Below are 17,618 nucleotides of genomic sequence, written 5' to 3'. Positions count from 1 at the left end.
AGCGCAACATCAGGGAGGAGCGCTTGCGAGTAGCACTCCGTTTGAGCCGCAATGGCAACGATGGTTGAGGTAGCCCTTCGTGCCGGGGTGTCGGTCTCAACGGTGTCACATGTGATCAACCGCACGCGCTTTGTCTCGCCTGCGAAATCGAGAGCCATTAACGAAGCGATTGCTTTGCTTGGATATCAGCCCAATGGGCTGGCGCGTTCCCTCAAGGTCGCTTCAACCAACAGCGTCGGCTTGGCGATTTCGGCGATCTCGAACCCGTATTTCACTGACATCATCTGTGCCGTGGAAGCGGAATGCGCGCGTCTTGGCCTCATGGTTTTCCTTTCCGACACGCAGGACGATCCTGATCGGGAGCTTGCGGTCGTTCGCGCCTTCCATCAACGACGTGTTGACGGCGTTATTTTGGCGCCCTCGGGTGCCCCAGAGCGAGCCACCAATTACCTTGCCGAGAAAATGGTTCCCTGCGTTCTGATCGACCGGTTTGCCGACGAACGATTTGACCAGATCGGCGTTGAGAACCAATCTGCGATGCGCGCTCTTATCGATCACGTCGCATCCTTCGGCCATCAGCGGATTGGGTTCATTGCAGGGCAGCCGGGCCTTGCTACGACTCGCGAACGTATCGATGCGTTCAAGTCAGCTTTGATGGCTAACGGACTTGCCTACGTGTCGGAATATCTGCAGCCAGGGAACGTCGACACGGCGAGCGCTACGGCATCGACCCGCGCGATGTTGTCGTTGCCTTCGCCGCCTACGGCCTTGGTCACCGGCAACAATATGGCGACGATCGGAGCGGTCCGAGCGGTTCGCGAAAAAGGTCTCGAAATACCTCGGGATCTTTCACTTGTCGGCTTTGACGACTTCGAATGGGCGGATTGTTTTGAGCCGCAACTGACCCTTATTGCGCAGCCTTGCGCCGAAATCGGGCGGCAGGCCGCATCGCTGCTTAGCGCCCGAATTGCATCAACGGATACAGAGCCCCGCTCGGTGCGGCTTCAGGCGACGCTGCATGCCCGTCAATCCTGCGGGAGGCCGGCATGAGCGCGCCGCTTCTATCGGTGACAGGGGCCGTGAAACGCTTCGGCGGCGTTCAGGCACTACGCGGTGTCGATTTCGATCTCAAGCCAGGCGAGATCCACGCCCTGCTGGGCGAGAACGGCGCCGGCAAATCGACATTGATGAATCTGCTGTCGGGAGTTTACGCACCCGACGAAGGTACAATCCAGATTGACGGCAAGCCGGTGCGGTTCAACAACCCGCGCGAGGCGCAGACGGCCGGAATTGCGACCATTTTTCAGGAGCTTGATCTCGTTCCAACGCTCGATGTGGCGTCAAACCTCTTCCTTGGCCGCGAATTGATGCGCTCGGGCGGACTGCTCGATGTGGCGGGGATGCGCCGCGAAGCTCGCAAGCGTCTGGAAGCTATCGAACTGGCTATCGATCCCGCTGGGCTAGTCGGCGACCTCTCGATAGGGCAACGCCAGGTCGTTGCGATCGTCAAAGCGTTGTCCTATGCGACGCGGGTCTTGATCATGGACGAGCCGACGGCGGCCTTAACGGTGGGCGAGGTCGAGAGGCTGTTCGACATCATGCGCAAGCTCGCCGCCAGTGGCGTCGGCATCGTCTATATCTCCCACCGTCTGGAGGAAGTGCCGCAGATCGCGGACCGGGTGACGGTGATGCGGGACGGACGTGTAGCCGGCATCACCGATCCGCACACACCGCAGGCCGAACTGGTGCGGCTGCTCGTCGGGCGCCCACTGGACGAACTCTATCCCCAGCGCACCACGGCCGTCGGCCGGGCTCTGCTCAGCCTGCGCAATGCCAGCTTCCGGCTAGCGCGCGAAAGCGCCGGCTGGCAGGCCCCGACAGGGCTTTCACTCGAGGTGCATGAAGGCGAGATCGTCGGGCTGGCCGGCATCATGGGGGCAGGGCGCACCGAGCTCCTGAGCGCGCTTTACGGCACCGGCCTTTCCGGCCAATGGGAGGGCGGCGTGGTCATTTCCGGCCGTCCGATCAAGCTTGATTCGATCAGAGCCGCGCGCCTTGCCGGCATCGCCTTCGTCACCGACGACCGCCGTGGCAGTGGCCTAATGCTGAGGATGGCGGTTGGCCTCAACCTCGTCATGTCGGTGATCCGGCGAATATCGCCGGGCGGACTGATGTCGCCGGGCCGCCAGGCCGAGGCGGTGAAACAATCGTTCGGCCAGTTCGACATTCGGCCGAAGAATCCCGACATCGCGGTCGGCGCGCTGTCCGGCGGCAACCAGCAGAAGGTGGTGCTGGCCAAGGAGATACTTGGCAATCCCCGGCTCTTGCTGCTCGACGAGCCGACGCGCGGCGTCGATGTCGGCGCCAAGGGCGAGATCTATCAGCGGCTGCGGCAGTTGGCTGCACAAGGCCTGGGCATCCTAGTTGCCTCCAGCGAAATGCCGGAGCTGATTGGCCTGTGCGACCGCATCGTGGTGCTGCGCCAGGGGCGCAATGTAGCGGAATTCACCGGTGGCGTTGACGAGCACACCGTGATGGCAGCGGCAAATGGCAGGGAGGCGTGATGTCCGAACAGAAGATTTCGGTTGCGAGCGGTCCGGTGCTAGCCGCACCGGCCGCAAAGCATCGCGATCCACTCGCGCTGATCGTGCGCTTCCAAAGCTTGATCGGCCTGGTGCTGGTGGCGATCGGCGGCGTCATCTTCTCGCCCAGGCGCCATGGCGAGATACTGTTCCTTGCGCCCGACAACATGGCCAACATCGTGCGCGCCGTGTCGGAGACCGGCATTATCGCCATCGGCATGACCTTCGTCATTATCACCGCCGGCATCGACCTTTCGGTGGGGGCAGTGCTTGGTCTCTCCAGCGTCGTCACCGCGACGATGATGATCTCCGGCGGCTTCGGGCTTATCCCGACCATTCTCGCGGTGCTGGTAATGGGCACCGTCTTCGGCGTGATCCAGGGCACCATTTCCAGCCGCTTTCGGCTTGAGCCGTTCATCGTCACGCTCGCCGGCCTGCAGGCGGCGCGGGGTCTCGCGCTGGTCGTTTCCGGCAACCAGTACATTAATATTTCCTATGGCGAGGGGCCCGGCCTGGCGCCACCTGTCTTCGCGGTACTGGGCGAGCGCCTGTTCAACAACACAGTGCCGGTGGCGACCATCGTCTTCATCGTCTTCGCCGCTATTGCTACCCTGGTACTGAATACCACGCGCTTCGGCCGCTATGTCTTTGCCGTCGGCGGCAACGAGCGAGCGGCGCGCATTTCGGGCGTTCCTGTCTCTATGGTCAAGATCTCGGTCTATGCCATTACCGGATTTGCCGCCGCCCTTGCCGGCGTCGTGCATGCGGGTCAGTTCAACTTCGGCAGCGCCAATGACGGTATGGGCTATGAGCTCACGGCCATCGCGGCCGTGGTCATCGGCGGCACCAGCCTGTTCGGCGGCGCCGGCTCGATGGTCGGCACCGTTGCCGGCACCATCATGCTCGGCGCGCTCGCCAACATCCTTCAGCTCAACAACATTACCCCCGCCATGCAGCTGCTCGCGACCGCCGCGATCATCGTTGTGGCGGCAGTGCTTCAATCCCTCGTTCGCCGCCGCGAGGGTTTGGGACGATAGGAGGCCGGCGGCAGCATTTGGAAGACCATGAAACCAAGGTCTGGCCATAGGCCCGACGAGGAGGAGAGCAAGCATGACAACGATGGAAAAAGGATCGAGGCGCGCCCTGCAGGTCGCCTTTCTGGCAGGCTCTTGCCTGTGCATGGCGGGTGCTGCCCAAGCGGCCGACCCGATGGTCAAGGCCTGCGCCAAGGACGGCCAGTTCATCATCGGCTTTTCGCAGGCGAACAATGCCGAGCCCTACCGCCAGCATGTCAATGACGAGCTGACCGCGGCGGTCAAGGATGTGCCGCAGTTCACGCTGCAGATCGCCGACGGCGCCGGCAACGTCAACACGCAGACCTCGCAGGTGGACAACTTCATAACCCAGAAAGTTGATCTGCTGTTGATCTCGCCCTTCGAGGCAGCACCCATAACCCCGGCGGTGAAGCGCGCGATGGATGCCGGCATTCCCGTCATCGAACTAGACCGCAAAACGGTAGGCGACCCCGGCAAGGACTACACCGCCTTCATCGGCGGCGACAATTACAAGATCGCGCTCGAAGCGGGCAAATACACCGCAAAGACCCTGCTCCCGGAAGGCGGCGAGGCGGCGGTGCTTGAAGGGCTGCCGAGTTCGACGCCAGCGGTGGAGCGGCTCAACGGCTTCAAGGACGGTGTGAAGGAGAATGCCAAAATCCAAGTGGTGGCCGAGCAGGCCGCCGACTGGGTGCCCGACAAAGCTCAGACCGCCTTTTCCGCCATGCTGCAAGCGCACCCGGACATCAAGGTGCTCTATGCCTCGAACGACATGATGGCGGCGGGTGCGCTGCTCGCAGCCAAGGGCGCGGGCAAGCAGGTCAAGATCATCGGCACTGATGGCCTGCCGGGTCCGGCCGGCGGCATCGAGGCCGTGGCCAAGGGCGACTGGGCGGCAACCTTCACCTACCCGACCGGCGCCAAGGAAGCGATCGAGATGTCGAAAAAGATCCTGCTTGAGTGTGCTTCGTCGGTGGAGCCGACGGTGACGGTGGACACGACCGCGATCACGCCGGAAAATGCCAAGCAGATGACGGGAAACTGAGGGCAGGGCCGACAGCAGAGTTGATACGACAAGGCCCGGGAGTGGGCCTTGTTGTTTTTGTGAGCGAGCCGGCGTGGTCGTCGTCGGTCAAAACTCCGGCTAGAAAAATCCCGGCGGTCGAAGGACGGCACGCAGTTGAGCGCGTAGGCGGCATCAGCCCGTCTCGCCGCGATTTCAGCTGGATCTTGCAAGCAGCCTTGCCACGGGCTCGTTTCCATTGGTTGGCGCCAGGCACTCGCGGAGAGCGCGAAAAGCGCCTCTATTCCGGAATAAAGCAGTCACGCCGATGACCGCCACCGTCACCGCCGCCGCCCTCTCGAGAAAGACTTCGGCGCTTATGAGGATACCTCGGTCCGCAATCCGGTCTTGATCACCAAAACGGCGGGACGCGCCGTACTGCTGGCCTACGAGGTTTTTGTCCGGCTGTTGAAGCGCGACAGGCGGGTCGAGCTGATAGCGGAGCTCAGCAAGGACGATATCCCTGCGGTCGAAGCCTCCGCATGGAGCCGAGTCTCGACGATCTCACGACGAGCTCTCTGAGCCAAAACCAAAGTCGCACAGGTCTTCCGATATTCCTATCTCTGGCATTGGCACACCGGGAAGGCGCGGAGAAGGCGACAAGGACCGGCCCGCTTGGTGCTGGCGCTGGTCGGCCCCCACAAAGCACGTGGACAATACCAGTCTAGCCCTTCGTCGGCGCCAGATGTTGCTTGCTACCTCGCGGCTAGCCTACCGCAGGTCCAGCTGCAACAGGCCGCTATAATCCTCCGTCGCCAGGAAGAAGCCCTCGTCGATCGCCTTGGCTCTGAAAGCGGGATCGTCGCCGAGGTTGCGAAATTCCGGCTTCAATGTGCCTGATGCATCGAAGTAGCGATCTCGAAAGGTCGCCCGGTCAAGCCCGGCATAGTCTTTACCCTGACCTGCGACCGTGCAGGATTTCAGTTCGGTTTGGTCGGCAGCGTCCGCCGGGAAACTCTTCCTTGCAAAATCCATGGGACCGATGCCTGGAGCAATGCTGCGGGGGAATTGCGTGACGCACCGCTTCGTCGCGTCACCCGCAGCGATCGTCAGATCGAAATAGGGAGGCCTCAGCCCCTTGGTCGCGAGGTAGGCAAAGGCACGAATGCGATTGGCTGCCTTCAACGTATCAAGGTCGGTCGTCTCCAGAATGCCGCCATCGATGGTGAGCTTTCCCGACCCGCCAAGTGCGGCAATTTGCTTCTGCAGCCAGTCTGCGTCACGATCGATCCAGGTCAGGAAATCGAGTGGCATCGCTTGCGGCTCCTTCATCTGCGGGTTGATGGATTGAGCGAGGGCCGCCGCAGTGATGAGCATCGCCAGCCCGGCCAGCGCTGCCGTAGAGAGAGGGAAGTTACGCATGTCATGCCTCCGTCCTTCTGCGTTGCCGCGAATCAGTTGTAGTGGTTGCGCGGCTTGATACCGAGCATGTCGCGCAATTGGTTCTCCGTTATGTCGTCAGGCCGCGGTGTTCCGCCGACACCGACTGTCCGCGCTTCCTCGTCCATGGAGGTATGTGGCTTTCCATCAAGCCCGTTGTAGGTGGCTGGACCCATGCCGGAAATCTGTCCCGCCTGGATGTGGGAGGCGTGGATCTGCTCATGGGCGAGCACGATGCCAGGATCGGCCGGGTTTGTCGCGACCGTGCCGGTCGATTTGTCGAACTCGCTCGACGTGCGGATACGGGCTGCCGCCGGATCGTAAGAGATGACCGCCCCTCCCGGTGTCGTCGTCGGATCCTTCGTGTGATCGGCGAGATCGGTTCCGGTGCGGCCGGCCACGTTCTGGATCGTCACCGTTTCTGGGCTGTCGACAATCCTCTTGGTGAGTTCGCGCCCTGTATCCATCCCGGTACCGGGTACGAAGAAGTCCTTGACGTCGAGCCAGGCCCCGTGGAGCCAGCTTTGCGAAACCTCGCCGGTCTTGCTGTCGACTCGGGCAGTCGGGTCTGTGCGTTGGATATCCTCCTCAACTTGCCGCCGATAGGCGGCATCGCCGGCCACGATCTCCTTGAGACCTGTCGGGTCGATATAGGCCATCGGATTATTGTTGGCATAGGCGAAGAGATTGCATGATGTGGGGTTGCCGGTGCAGCGCTCAGGATCGCCGACATACAGCGGGTCGGGTGAGACGAAGCGGCCAAGGGCCGGATCGTAGTAGCGGGCACCGAAGTAGTAGAGCCCGGTATCATCGTCGAGATATTTGCCGGTGAACCGATGGTGGGTTTTTTCGCGCGGCAACTCGCCCGAAATGTCTGTCAAGTGATCGGCCCAGGCAGGAGCCAGTACTTCTGGCTTGTGCTCGGTTCCGTATGCCCGATAGAGCATTTGCTCGACCGGGGCGCCGCCCGAGGCGATCACATAGTCGCTGCTCTCGATATGATCCTTGAGGTAATAGAACCATTTACCGGTGCCGTGCTCGAGCCGCACCAACTTGGTCGAGGCAATGTTGACATAGCTCTCTTCGCCCTTTGGGCCGACCTCGAATGTCTCCACTGGATAGAGATAAAGCTGGTCTGGCTTCGATCCGTCCGGAGCGACAATCTTCTTGTATAGGCGTCGACCGGTCTGGTCGTAGCCGTAGAAGACGTCGTTGGTCGCGGTTTGCGCTCGGATGAGCCGGCCGTTGATGTCAAAGACAGTGCCGGTAAGGTTCGGCGACGTCGCCAGCTGGCCGAAGCCATCGAAACCATATGGCTTGGACGCGCTGCCGGTCGGAATGAGGCCGGTCGCGCTGGCTGCCGCCGGGAAAATCCGTGCTCCGGGATCGAGCTCGTCATTGCGGGCGAAGGTGCCGGCAGGCGAATAGCCGAATTCGGCATGCTTGCCATAGCGATCGATACTCACGAGCTCGTTCTTGAAGTCATAGTGAAAGGTGCCGGAACGGTCGACATGGGTCGCGTCGCCGGCGCCACTGCCCAGCGCATCGACGATCTGTGTGATGGAGCCGTTCGAGTTGAAAGCCATGGTCAAGTCCTGCAGCGGAACGCCTCCCGCTTGCGAGACGATATGCGTCAGGAACAGCGTCGTCGGATCGTAGGTCATCTGCGTGAAGGCGCCGAGCCGGTAGTTGACGCGCTCGACCCGTCCTTCCGGATTGTACGTGATGTTCTCGATCACTTTCTGCGGGCCGGCGAAGTCCGGATGGGATACCGTCACGGAGCGGAGATTCTTGTCCGGTCCAAGCGCGAATTTCGACGTCAGGCCGCGTGGGCCGATCGATGAATCGATCCGGCCATCAAGCGTGTGATGGAAGCGATCGGCATACTTTGCGTGGTTGATCTCCACCTCGTTGGCGGTCATGCGGCCGTTCGCGTTGTAGGCGTAGCGTTCGGCCGCATCGAACAGGCCGTTGGGATCGTGGATGATGACCTCGGTTATTTTATCGAGCGGCAACGCGATCGGCACTTCGAACCCGGCCGCAGAGGCTATCTCGACGCCCCGGTCGTAGCGGTATTCGAGATGGAGGACACCGTCGTCAACCTCTGTGAGCTTGCGGTTAAGGAAGTCGTAGGTGGACGTCTGCACGGAAGCTTCGCCGTTCACGCCGACGCGCGCGATCGCTGATTGCCGCCCGCGCGCGTCGTAGAAGGCGTACCGGTCGCCCATTCCGGGGATCGACTGGAATTCGATGTCGCCGACCGAATTGTAGATCAACCGTCGAGGCGCAGTTTCGCCCGGGAGCCAAATCTCGCTCAAATAGCCGAAGGAATCGCGCACGAAGCGGGAAATTTGCATCACGCCGTCGCCATTGGCGGCGATGAAGCCGGTCACCCCGTTCTCGTTGCTGAGCGAATATTCCTCGCTCCGCACCGTACCGTCGAACTGATCGGCATAGGTCGTTATTGTGTGCGTGCCCCAAGGCCCGAAGGTCATCTCGGAAACCTTGCCCGACGGGTAAGACTCACGCACCATGCGGCCCGTTGCGTCGTAGGTATATGTGTTGCCGATTTCGTGATCCGGACGCGGAACGTCGCCCAGCTCGAAGACCTTCTGCAGGTTCAGATCGTCGATACCGCCGAAGCTCCTGACGACGAATGGGGTCCAGCGGAAGACCAGTTTCTCGTTGCGATTGTAGAGCGCGAAGTTGCGGACCCGCACGCCCCCCTCGGCAACGCTTTCCAGGTCGGCGATCTGGTTGCCGCGGGCGTTGTAGGCGGCGAGCTCGGCAATGAATTCGCTTTCGCTTTCCGGAGTTTGGGCAGCGCTTGCGTAACGGCGCTTCGATGTCAAGATCAGTGAGGGCAGGCCGCTCTCGCCGATCTTGTAGCTGTAGAATTTCTCCGCACCGTCGGCTGCCAGCTCATGGATCCTGCGGCCGAGCGCGTCATAGTCGTTGGTGACGACCATGCCGAGGGGAGTCGTCATCGTTCGCACAGCTCCGGCCCGTGGCCCATCGTAGGTCATTGACGTGATCTGGTTGAGCTCAGGCGCACCACCCGCCATCTTGGTGTGGCTCATCGGCGAGGTGCCGGTTTCTTCGTAGAGAACGGCCTCTGTCTGCCCAAGGTCGTCCGACAGCGCGGTGGTGTTGCCGAAGACGTCATAGCCCATTCTCTTGGTGAGGGTGCGGGTGGCGTTGCGGAACTGCTCGAGCGACGCCGGCAAGTTGCTGAGGCCGGAAAAGACTTCGAGTGTCCGGGTGCCCATGCGACCGCCCGCGTCGGCTAGATAGGTGAAGCTTTCACGGCTGAGCAGTCGCGTTCCGGTTAGGATACGGCGCTCGGATGCGGCGTTGACAATGCCGAGCGCGGCGAGATCGGCACGCGACTGCGCATACCCGGTCTGGGTGGTGCGGCTAAAGCCCTGAACGGTCAAATCCGCGGGTCCCGGGATATCGCGAACCTGCACAGTTTCCGAGGCGGGCATATTGAATTCGTCGAAATCGGCATACGTCTGGACCTTCACCGGGTCCTTACATTCGGGATCGGCCGGGTCCTGCTGTTCGGCGTCGCCGGCGGAACCGGTCAGCGTCTCCTTGACCTTTCTGAGATAGGACGAGCCGTCGCCACGCGAAAACGTCTCCCACACCGACGACTCGCACTTCAACATCATCCCGGTCGTCGGCAGCTTCTGGGTGCGCGTGGCGGTCGACAGCGAGTGCAGCGCCGCCGCCGACGGATCGAGCGTCTCGGTCGTCTCCGCGCTCGCGACGAGCGTCGCCTCGGGCTTCACTTCATAGGTCTTGCGGATCTTCAGTTTGCCGGCGAGGTTCAGGTCAGCCGCCGTTTCCGCGAAGGTGTAATACTGTTCGCGATCGAGGCTTGAGCGCTGCGTGACCCGCTGGCCGGCCGCGTTTTCGTCGCCGTACGCGATCCTCTCGACGTCCGAGAAGCCGATAAAGCGGCGATTGATCACATCGTAAAATGGATTGTGGTAGAAATATTCGTCGGTCTGCACTTGGGCGCGAACCTGGCCGGGTATGCCCTGCGACGTGACGAGTTGCTTGGCAACGACAACGGGAAAATGCAGGTTGCGCGTCGGCTGGCCGTTGGCGCGGTCGCGCAGCATCTCGTCGATCGAAGTCGCATAGCGAATGTCGTGCCGGCGGCCGGAATCGAAGTCGACGACCGTGAGCAGGTTGGCCTTGACCAACTGCACCGTGTCGGTGCGGTTGAAGTCAATCACGACGACGGGCTTCACCTCGTCGCCGGACGGCTTCTGGAACACGATGATTTCGCTCTGGCCGTCGCCGTCGATGTCTGCGACGCGCGAAGCGAAGGTCTGCGTCGACGCGCCCAGTTGAACCCGCAGATTGAGCGCGATGCTGAGCGGATCCTTCAGGTAGGTCCCGTCGCCGAAGCCGAGCCAGACGCGCATCTGGTCAGTGCGCTCGCCCATCGACGCGAAATCGATGATGCCGTCGCCGTTGGCGTCGATGTACCACATTGTGGCGAGGTTATCGCCGGGCTGCATGCCGCCAATCTTCGAGAAGCTGCCGTGACCGCAGACCGGATCGTTGATCGCGACGTCGCCAAACAGCAGCGCATTCGGGTCCTTCGAGAACATGTTGCCCTGGTTCTCATAGAGGCAGAAGCCCTGATCAGCCGGACGGATGACGACGAGATCGGGCAGCCGGTCGCCATTGATGTCAACCATCCGCACATTGTTGCGGCCGAGTATCTGGCCGTCCTGACTGTTGAATGGGAACGCTTTGGTAAGCGCTCCGAAATTGACGCTGTAACCCCCGTCGGCCTGGCGCCGGGTGAGATTGAGAAATATCCGCCATTCCGTGCGGCCATCAGCATTGAGGCGCGTCGTGACGATGTCGGACAGGCTGTCCATATTAACGTCGGCGAAGCGGCCGTTGCCGCCCGCGAATGTCGTCGGCGAGACGCCGGGCAGCGGGATCGAGCGGCCGAGATAAGGGAAGGTCCCGTCGGCCTTGCCGTCATAGACGTGCATCAGCCCGTCTTCGATTTCGACGATATCGACGAAGCTGTCGCCCAGGATGTCGGCAAAAGCGAAGCGATTGTCGGTGAGCCGGGGGGCGATCTGGCGCATTAGTCCAGCCTCGGTCGGACGCGACAGCACGAGTTGGCTGGTGTCGCCGAAGGCGCTGTTCAGGTCGCCGCTTCCGAGATGCACCGTCGCGCCGTCATCCTTGGTCTGCACGATGTCGACCAGTGCATCCATGTTGAGGTCGGCCAATTCGAAATTCTGCGGCGGGATGTCGCCGGCGAACGCCATTTTCGGCGCTTCGAACACGACGGGGCGCGACGCCAGTTCGGCGCTTGTCCACGACGAATAGCCGAAATGGATGTCCGGGAACTTCAGCGTCGATTGCGCCAGCGCCTCGCCGCCGGTGTCACCATACCGGTAGAGCACGCGCAGCTGGTCGAGCACATTGACCGACTGCGCGTCGATGAGCGGCGTGAGGTCGGCCTGAGCCTTCGCCAGGCAGTCCGGATGCGCCCGGACGACGAACTTCGACGTGTCACTGGTATCACGGCCGACATATCCCATGCACCATTGGGCGTAGACGGTGTCTTTGAACTTGGCCGTCACCTTGCCGTAGAGCCGGGCGTTCTCCTGTTTGCTGCCATTGGTGTGGCTTACGAGCGTCGATTGCGTCTCGATCAGCTCGAACTGATAGCTGCTCTGACCGCCGGCGAAGCTGGCCTTTGTCAGGTAGCTGCGTCCACCGAAACGCTGGTACTCGTAGCGGATGGCTTCGCGGTTGGCATTGAGCTGCAGCACCAGGGGCCATTTCGTGACATAGGGCGCGGCTACATCGAAATTGCCCTCTGCCACGGAGGAATCGCCGCTGAAGATCAGCCGTGTTCCGTTGGCGTTGATCACCTCGAAACCGGAGGAGATGGTGTCGGTGTGTAGGCCGCCCGTCAGGTCGAGCGAAAGGACGTCGAACGCGCCAGTGTGGTAGAGGATCTTGACGAAATCCTCGGCATATTCGGGCTTGTACTCCCAGACGCCGTTCTGGTTGCCGAGGAAGATGAGCCGCGCGCCCATATACGACAGGCGGGAGAAGAAATCGCCGCCTGGCTTGGTGCCGGGCACGGCCGTGCCGAGATCGTCATTGACGGCGATCGCCTGGGTATTGAACTGCCAGCCGATACCGAGCCCGTTGCCGGTATCGCCCGCGAACTGGCTGTAGGTGAGGCTCAGTTGCGGCCCGAACTGGCCGCGCGTCGGCAGGGTGGGTAGCGGCACGGTGAAGTTCGCCGATCCCGTATTGTTGTTCAGCGTGAAGCTGCCTTCCTCCTGCGTGACAGTGCCGCCCGCAGCGGGCAACTGCACAATCGACGTCGCAGATTTGTCTTCGGCGCGGGCCGGTGAGCCGAGTACTGCGGCGCCAGCGGCCAGGGCTGCGAGGGCGGTAAGGGTCTTTATGAACATGGGACTACCTCTCCGGATGCAGGCACTACTGATGAATTTGCGGACCCACGATGATGAGCTGTAAGCAGTTCGGGCGCGGACAGATGACCGAGGGCTGGACGGCGATCGCGTCGTGCAAGTGAATGTTTCCATCGAAGATGCGCCACGGCTCGCGGTTGCAGGCTTCGGCGACTTGAGGGAGGAGCGGCTGCGGGAAGGAGCAGACCGGATTGTTGCCCAGATAGGTCTTTCCGATCACCGGATGGACGCTAGCGAAGTTCTCGATCCGATTGCCTCTCAGATCGACGACTGACAGCGCCGGAAGCGAGCCAAGCGGCAGCGCATCGAAGACCCGGTTGTTGCGCAGATCGATATCCGACAACGCCGGCATGTTCGATAGATTGCCGACATTGGTGATCTGGTTGTCGTTCAGGTAGATGTATTTGAGCCCGCTCGATCCGAAGCGCGGGATCGCGGATAGCCGGTTGGTGGCGAGGTTCAGTTTCTGAAGTCCTGTCAGCGAAGCGATCGGCGACGCGTCGGTGATCACATTGTCGAAGAGGTTAAGTTCGCCCAGCGCCCGGAAATGGACCACCGGGTTGACGGCGATGATCGATTTCTTGTTCAGAGTCAGGCTGGTCAGTGACTGCGCCCAGTTCTGCGCTGCACTGCAATCTGCGCTGTCGACGTGGTCGGCCTGCATGCGGCTGTCGAGCGCCGCCATGAAGCCGCGGGCGTCGCCGAGCGCAATAGAATCGAACCGGTAGACGATGCAGTATTCAGCGAAGCTGGCGTATTGCAGTGGCAGATTGCGCATGCCGGCATCCTCGAGCAGCGGCAGGTCTGCCAACGGCGTCACGGATTGTACGTGTGTGTTCGAGAAATAGAGCTTTGTCAGCTTGTTGAGCATTCCGATGCCGATCAGGTTCGACAGGGGATTGCCGTCGATGTTCAGTTGTTCGAGGCGGCGCAGCTGGAGGATGCCCTGGATCGAGGGGATCTGGTTGTTGCGGATCCAAAGCTTCGTCAGCCCCGGTACCGCCGACAGCGCCGAGACGTCGGACAACTGGTTGTCGGACAGGTCGATGGAGGTCAGATTTCCCATCACCGGGAAGAGCGAGACGCTGGTCAACCCGCGGTTCTTCGCATCGGCGAACTGGCGCGAACTGAGATCGTCATAGGCTCTGCCGCAAACAGTCTTGCCCGAGATCGATAGCAGCGCGTTCACTTCCGCGGTTTGCGCGGGCGTTAGAAAGTCGGTCTGGTTCCGCATCAGGCATGCCGACAGGAAGTCGCTCGCCTGCACGGGATTGTCGGAAAGATCGAGACTGATCAGGCCCGACAGCGCTGCCAGCGGTCTGACATTGGCGATCGAATTCTTCGACAGGTTGAGTGTGCCGAGATTGGTCAGGCCGGCAAGCGGCGAGACGTCCGTGATGGCATTGTTGGACAGGTTGAGCGAGGTGAGTTGCGGTAAGGTGGCGAGCGGACGCAGATCGCTGACGATCTTCGACGACAAATCGAGTGCGGTGGTCGCCAGCAGCTTGTTGCCGACCACCAAGCACGTCCCGCCACCCTCCAGTTCGACCATGGCTCGTATGGTTTGCCCAAGCGGGGTCGCCGCGTCGCGGTGCAGCACGCACAGGTCAACGAAGCTCTGCCCGCCATTCGCCACGATTGGATTGCCGCTGAGATTGATGGCCAGCGTCGAGGGGAAGCTGCCGAGATTGGCGAAGGTTTCGATCTTGTTGTTGGCGAGGTTGAGACTGGTCAGGCCGCCGAGCGCGCTGAGCGGATCGAGCATGTCGCCCGTGAGGCCATTGTTGGCGATGGACAGGATCGAGAGCGCCTGCAGGAATTGCAGCGGCTCAAGGCTGGCGATCTTGTTGTCGTCGAGTGTGAGGTTCGTCAGCAACGCCAGCGCCGACAGCGCGCGGATGTCGGTGATGTCGTTGTCGGAGACGTCGGCCCGCGTCAGCGCGATCAGTGGCGCCAGGGCGTTGATGTTGCTGACGTGATTGCCGGAAATATCAAGAAAGGTCAGTGTCTTGAGCTTGGCCAGCGGCCCGAGTTCGGCGATCGAGTTGTTGCCGGCGATCGACAGGCTGGTGAGGTTCGTCAGCACCGCAATCGGCTCGAGTGATTGCACGCCCTTGCCGCTCAGGTTCAGCGTCGTGATCGATTCCAGGAAGGTCTGTGCGGTGGCGCAGGCGGCCGGGTTGCCGAGCGCGGAGACTCCGCCGGGCGTTGAATCGAGCACCGCCATCACGGTCGCCGTTTCAGCCGGCGTGCGGTCGCCCTTGATGCACCATTTCGCGAAGGTGGTCGGCTTGTTGACCAGCGGCGCGCCCGAGAGGCACGTGATGGTGTGGATCTTGCCGGCGAAGAACGGCGTGGGGTCGGCGTTCAGCGCCTGGTCGAGATTGAGCTTCAACTCGGTGACCAGCGGTGCGCAGGATGGAATGTAGAGCCGGTCGGAAAATGTCGTCGCGCCGAAGTCTGAGGGAAATTGCAAGTAGTAGATGAGGCCGCCGCCATTATCGTACGCGAACACCTTTATTGGGTATGTCTCGCCCGAGGGGCACAGCAGCGGATTGGCGGCCGGATCCGCGGCGACGATCGCGCTGTCGACGGCGGTCAACACCTCCGAGGGAACCGTCGCGAAGCCAAGTCCGCGGATCACTGCTTCCTCGTCCGCCTGGTCCTTGCAGCGGATGCGGTAGCCGCGCCCGTCGGAGATAAGCAACGGATAATGCAGCCGGTTCGCCTCCAGCGCCGGATCCTCGAACAGCACAACCTTCGGCTCGTCCGCGCGGGCCGGGCCGGCGGCGGCGGCCACGAGCATGACCAGAACAAGGAGCAGCGATTGGCCGATGCGGTTCATCTGGTTTCTCCTTTCGAGGCTCAGGCTGATCGATGCGGCTCAATCAGCCCGAACCAATGGCAGCGCTACATCTCGTCCGCGGTCTTGATGGTCCAAAAGCTCGACGGCTCGCGATCGCAAGTGAACTGAAGGGCCGGGATGTTGTTCAAGTTGCTAACCCCGCCGGCAATGATCAGGCACTTGCCTGTCTGGACGTTTTCCGCCTGAACTCCGTCGCGCGTCTCGACAAGGTTCCAACGACGCGAAGGATCGCTGTCACAGTTGAACTGCAAGGCCGGGATGTTGTCTTCGGTACTGACTCCGCCGGCAATCGTCAGGCACTTGCTTGTCCGGACGTTGGCCACCTGGAAGCCATCGCCCGTCTCGACCAGCCTCCAGCGCTGCCATTGACTGCCGTCGCAGTCGAATTGCACCGTCGGTGCATTGTTGTCGGTTCGTCCTTCCGCGACCGAAAGGCACCTTTCGGTTTGCCGGTTCACCAGCAACACTTCCGGGTCGGCCGCCCGGATGCTCCAGAACCGCGACGGATCGCGGTCGCAGTTGAATTGGAGGGCAGGGACGTTGTCATCGGTGCTCACCCCGCCGGCAATGGTCAGGCATTTGCTCGTCTGCATGTTTTCAGCCTGGAAGCCGTCGCCGGTTGCGGTCAGCTTCCAGCGCCGCGACGGATCTCGGTCGCAGTCGAATTGAAGGGCCGGGATGTTGTTGTCGGTGCTGACACCGCCGGCAATCGTCAGGCATTTTCCGGTCCGCACGTTCTGTAACTGAAAACCGTCATTCGTCTCGACCAGCTTCCAGCGGCGCCACTGGTCGCCGTCGCAGTTGAACTGTACGGCCGGCGCGTTGTTGTCGAGGCGCCCCTCGGAAACTGCCAGGCATTTGCCGGTCTGCATGTTTGCCAGCACCACGTCTCCCTCCTTGATCGCCGTGATGCAGGCTTCGAAAATTTTCCCGGTGGCCGCGGTCGATTGCTCCGGTCGACTGATGCAGACCGGATTGCCGTCCAGCGAAGGCTTGAATGGCAGGATGGCGCTGACGGACTGCACCGTGGCCAGACGGTTCGCGCGCAGGTTAAGAGAGGTGAGTTCGGTAAGGCCCATCAAGGCGCGCGCATCCGTGACGCGGTTTTTCGACAGGTCGAGCGCCGTGAGCTCTTGCAGAAACCGCAACGGCGACACGTCGGCGATCTTGTTGCTGGCCAGAACCAGTCGCGTCAGCGCCCGCGCCGAGGCGAGCGGCCGCAGGTCGGCGATCTGGTTGGAACTGAGGTCGGCGTCGGCCAAATCCTTCATCACGCCAGTCACGTTGATGTTGCTGATCCTGTTTCGCGACAGATCGAGAAAGGTAAGCTTGGTCAGCTTTTCCAGATCGCGCGTGTCGGCTATTTCATTGCCGGACAAGGTCAGGCGCGTCAGATGGGTAAGTGTCGCCAGCGGCTCGAGATTTGTCAGCCGTCGCCCGGCAAGGTCGAGCGTCGTGCTCGACGCGAGAAAGTCCTGCGCGCTTGCGCACGCCGCCGGATTGCCCAACGCGGAGGCACCGCCGGGTGTCAGCTCGAGCAGCTCCTCGACCGTCGTCTGCTGGGCAGGATCAAGGTCGTTCTTGATGCACCAACTGGCAAAGGTCGTCGGCCGTCCGACAAGCGGCGGGCCCGCCAGGCATGCGATGGTATGGACCTTTCCGGCAAAGAAAGGGGTGGGGTCGGCCTCGATCGCCTGATTGAGGTTGAGCTTTAACCCTTCGACCAACGGCGCGCAGCCGGGAATGTAGAGTTGGTCGGAAAAGGACGTTGACCCGAAATCGGTCGGGAACTGCAGGTAGTAGACGAGCCCGCTGCCGCTATCATGCGCAAAGACCTTGATCGGGTAGTGCTCGTCGGATGGGCACAACAGCGGATTGGCGGCTGGGTCGGCCGCGATGACCGCATTGTCGACGGCGCTCAGCATTTGCGACGGGAAAGTTACTAAGCCCAGTCCGCGGATCACTGCTTCCTCGTCCGCCTGAACACTGCAGCGAATGCGGTAGCCGCGTCCTTCGGAGATGAGCAGGGGATAGTGCAAGCGAGTGGCGTTCAGCGTCGGGTCCTCCAACAGAACGAGCTTCGGTTCCTCGGCTCGGGCCCGACCGGCGCCGATCACCGCAAGCAGCGCCAGCAGGAGCAGCGATCGGGCTATGCGGGTCATCTGGTTTCTCCTTTCC

Annotated in this window: 9 protein-coding genes; 5 read left to right on the top strand and 4 right to left on the bottom strand. The window is 61.8% G+C overall.

The window, feature by feature from the left end:
• The first annotated feature begins 51 nt into the window (after window positions 1-51).
• The 5 genes from NKI39_RS02870 (at window position 52) to NKI39_RS02850 (ending at window position 5,222) form a co-directional block, all read left to right on the top strand.
• Window positions 52-1,050 (top strand): LacI family DNA-binding transcriptional regulator, encoded by a 999-nt coding sequence (locus tag NKI39_RS02870; RefSeq protein ID WP_352470523.1) that lies wholly within the window; start codon window positions 52-54, stop codon window positions 1,048-1,050.
• Window positions 1,047-2,564: a sugar ABC transporter ATP-binding protein gene (locus NKI39_RS02865; RefSeq protein ID WP_352502908.1), complete on the top strand. Its 1,518-nt coding sequence runs from the start codon at window positions 1,047-1,049 to the stop codon at window positions 2,562-2,564. Before NKI39_RS02870 ends, NKI39_RS02865 begins: the two co-directional genes overlap by 4 nt.
• Entirely contained in the window at window positions 2,564-3,619 is a 1,056-nt protein-coding gene (locus NKI39_RS02860; protein WP_352502907.1) for an ABC transporter permease, read from the top strand. The genes NKI39_RS02865 and NKI39_RS02860 overlap by 1 nt, the downstream gene beginning before the upstream one ends.
• Before the next feature lie 73 nt (window positions 3,620-3,692).
• Entirely contained in the window at window positions 3,693-4,682 is a 990-nt protein-coding gene (locus NKI39_RS02855; protein ID WP_352470518.1) for a substrate-binding domain-containing protein, read from the top strand.
• A 366-nt stretch (window positions 4,683-5,048) separates the two neighbouring features.
• Window positions 5,049-5,222, top strand: coding sequence for a hypothetical protein (locus NKI39_RS02850; RefSeq protein ID WP_352830624.1), 174 nt, complete (start codon window positions 5,049-5,051; stop codon window positions 5,220-5,222).
• 189 nt (window positions 5,223-5,411) lie between these two features.
• On the opposite strand, the gene NKI39_RS02845 is transcribed toward NKI39_RS02850, so the two are convergent.
• The 4 genes from NKI39_RS02845 to NKI39_RS02830 all read right to left on the bottom strand — a co-directional run bounded on the left by NKI39_RS02845 (window position 5,412) and on the right by NKI39_RS02830 (window position 17,602).
• Window positions 5,412-6,062, bottom strand: coding sequence for a hypothetical protein (locus tag NKI39_RS02845; RefSeq protein WP_352830623.1), 651 nt, complete (start codon window positions 6,060-6,062; stop codon window positions 5,412-5,414).
• Between the two features lie 32 nt (window positions 6,063-6,094).
• The gene (locus NKI39_RS02840; protein ID WP_352830621.1) at window positions 6,095-12,556 is read right to left on the bottom strand and encodes an RHS repeat-associated core domain-containing protein; all 6,462 of its coding nucleotides are present in this window, start codon (window positions 12,554-12,556) and stop codon (window positions 6,095-6,097) included.
• Window positions 12,557-12,581: 25 nt separating this feature from the next.
• Window positions 12,582-15,419 (bottom strand): leucine-rich repeat domain-containing protein, encoded by a 2,838-nt coding sequence (locus NKI39_RS02835; RefSeq protein WP_352685414.1) that lies wholly within the window; start codon window positions 15,417-15,419, stop codon window positions 12,582-12,584.
• 65 nt (window positions 15,420-15,484) lie between these two features.
• Window positions 15,485-17,602: an RICIN domain-containing protein gene (locus tag NKI39_RS02830; protein ID WP_352830619.1), complete on the bottom strand. Its 2,118-nt coding sequence runs from the start codon at window positions 17,600-17,602 to the stop codon at window positions 15,485-15,487.
• Window positions 17,603-17,618: the final 16 nt, after the last annotated feature.

Source organism: Mesorhizobium sp. M0664, from assembly GCF_040320565.1.
Classification (GTDB): Bacteria; Pseudomonadota; Alphaproteobacteria; order Rhizobiales; family Rhizobiaceae; genus Mesorhizobium.
This window is presented reverse-complemented; position numbering and strand designations above follow the sequence as displayed.

What these genes read in the sequence shown, in the direction of transcription:
- NKI39_RS02870 (WP_352470523.1), top strand. Translation starts at nt 52, where the DNA reads ATGGCAACGATGGTTGAGGTAGCCCTTCGTGCCGGGGTGTCGGTCTCA.
- NKI39_RS02865 (WP_352502908.1), top strand. Translation starts at nt 1,047, where the DNA reads ATGAGCGCGCCGCTTCTATCGGTGACAGGGGCCGTGAAACGCTTCGGC.
- NKI39_RS02860 (WP_352502907.1), top strand. Translation starts at nt 2,564, where the DNA reads ATGTCCGAACAGAAGATTTCGGTTGCGAGCGGTCCGGTGCTAGCCGCA.
- NKI39_RS02855 (WP_352470518.1), top strand. Translation starts at nt 3,693, where the DNA reads ATGACAACGATGGAAAAAGGATCGAGGCGCGCCCTGCAGGTCGCCTTT.
- NKI39_RS02845 (WP_352830623.1), bottom strand. Translation starts at nt 6,062, where the DNA reads ATGCGTAACTTCCCTCTCTCTACGGCAGCGCTGGCCGGGCTGGCGATG.
- NKI39_RS02840 (WP_352830621.1), bottom strand. Translation starts at nt 12,556, where the DNA reads ATGTTCATAAAGACCCTTACCGCCCTCGCAGCCCTGGCCGCTGGCGCC.
- NKI39_RS02835 (WP_352685414.1), bottom strand. Translation starts at nt 15,419, where the DNA reads ATGAACCGCATCGGCCAATCGCTGCTCCTTGTTCTGGTCATGCTCGTG.
- NKI39_RS02830 (WP_352830619.1), bottom strand. Translation starts at nt 17,602, where the DNA reads ATGACCCGCATAGCCCGATCGCTGCTCCTGCTGGCGCTGCTTGCGGTG.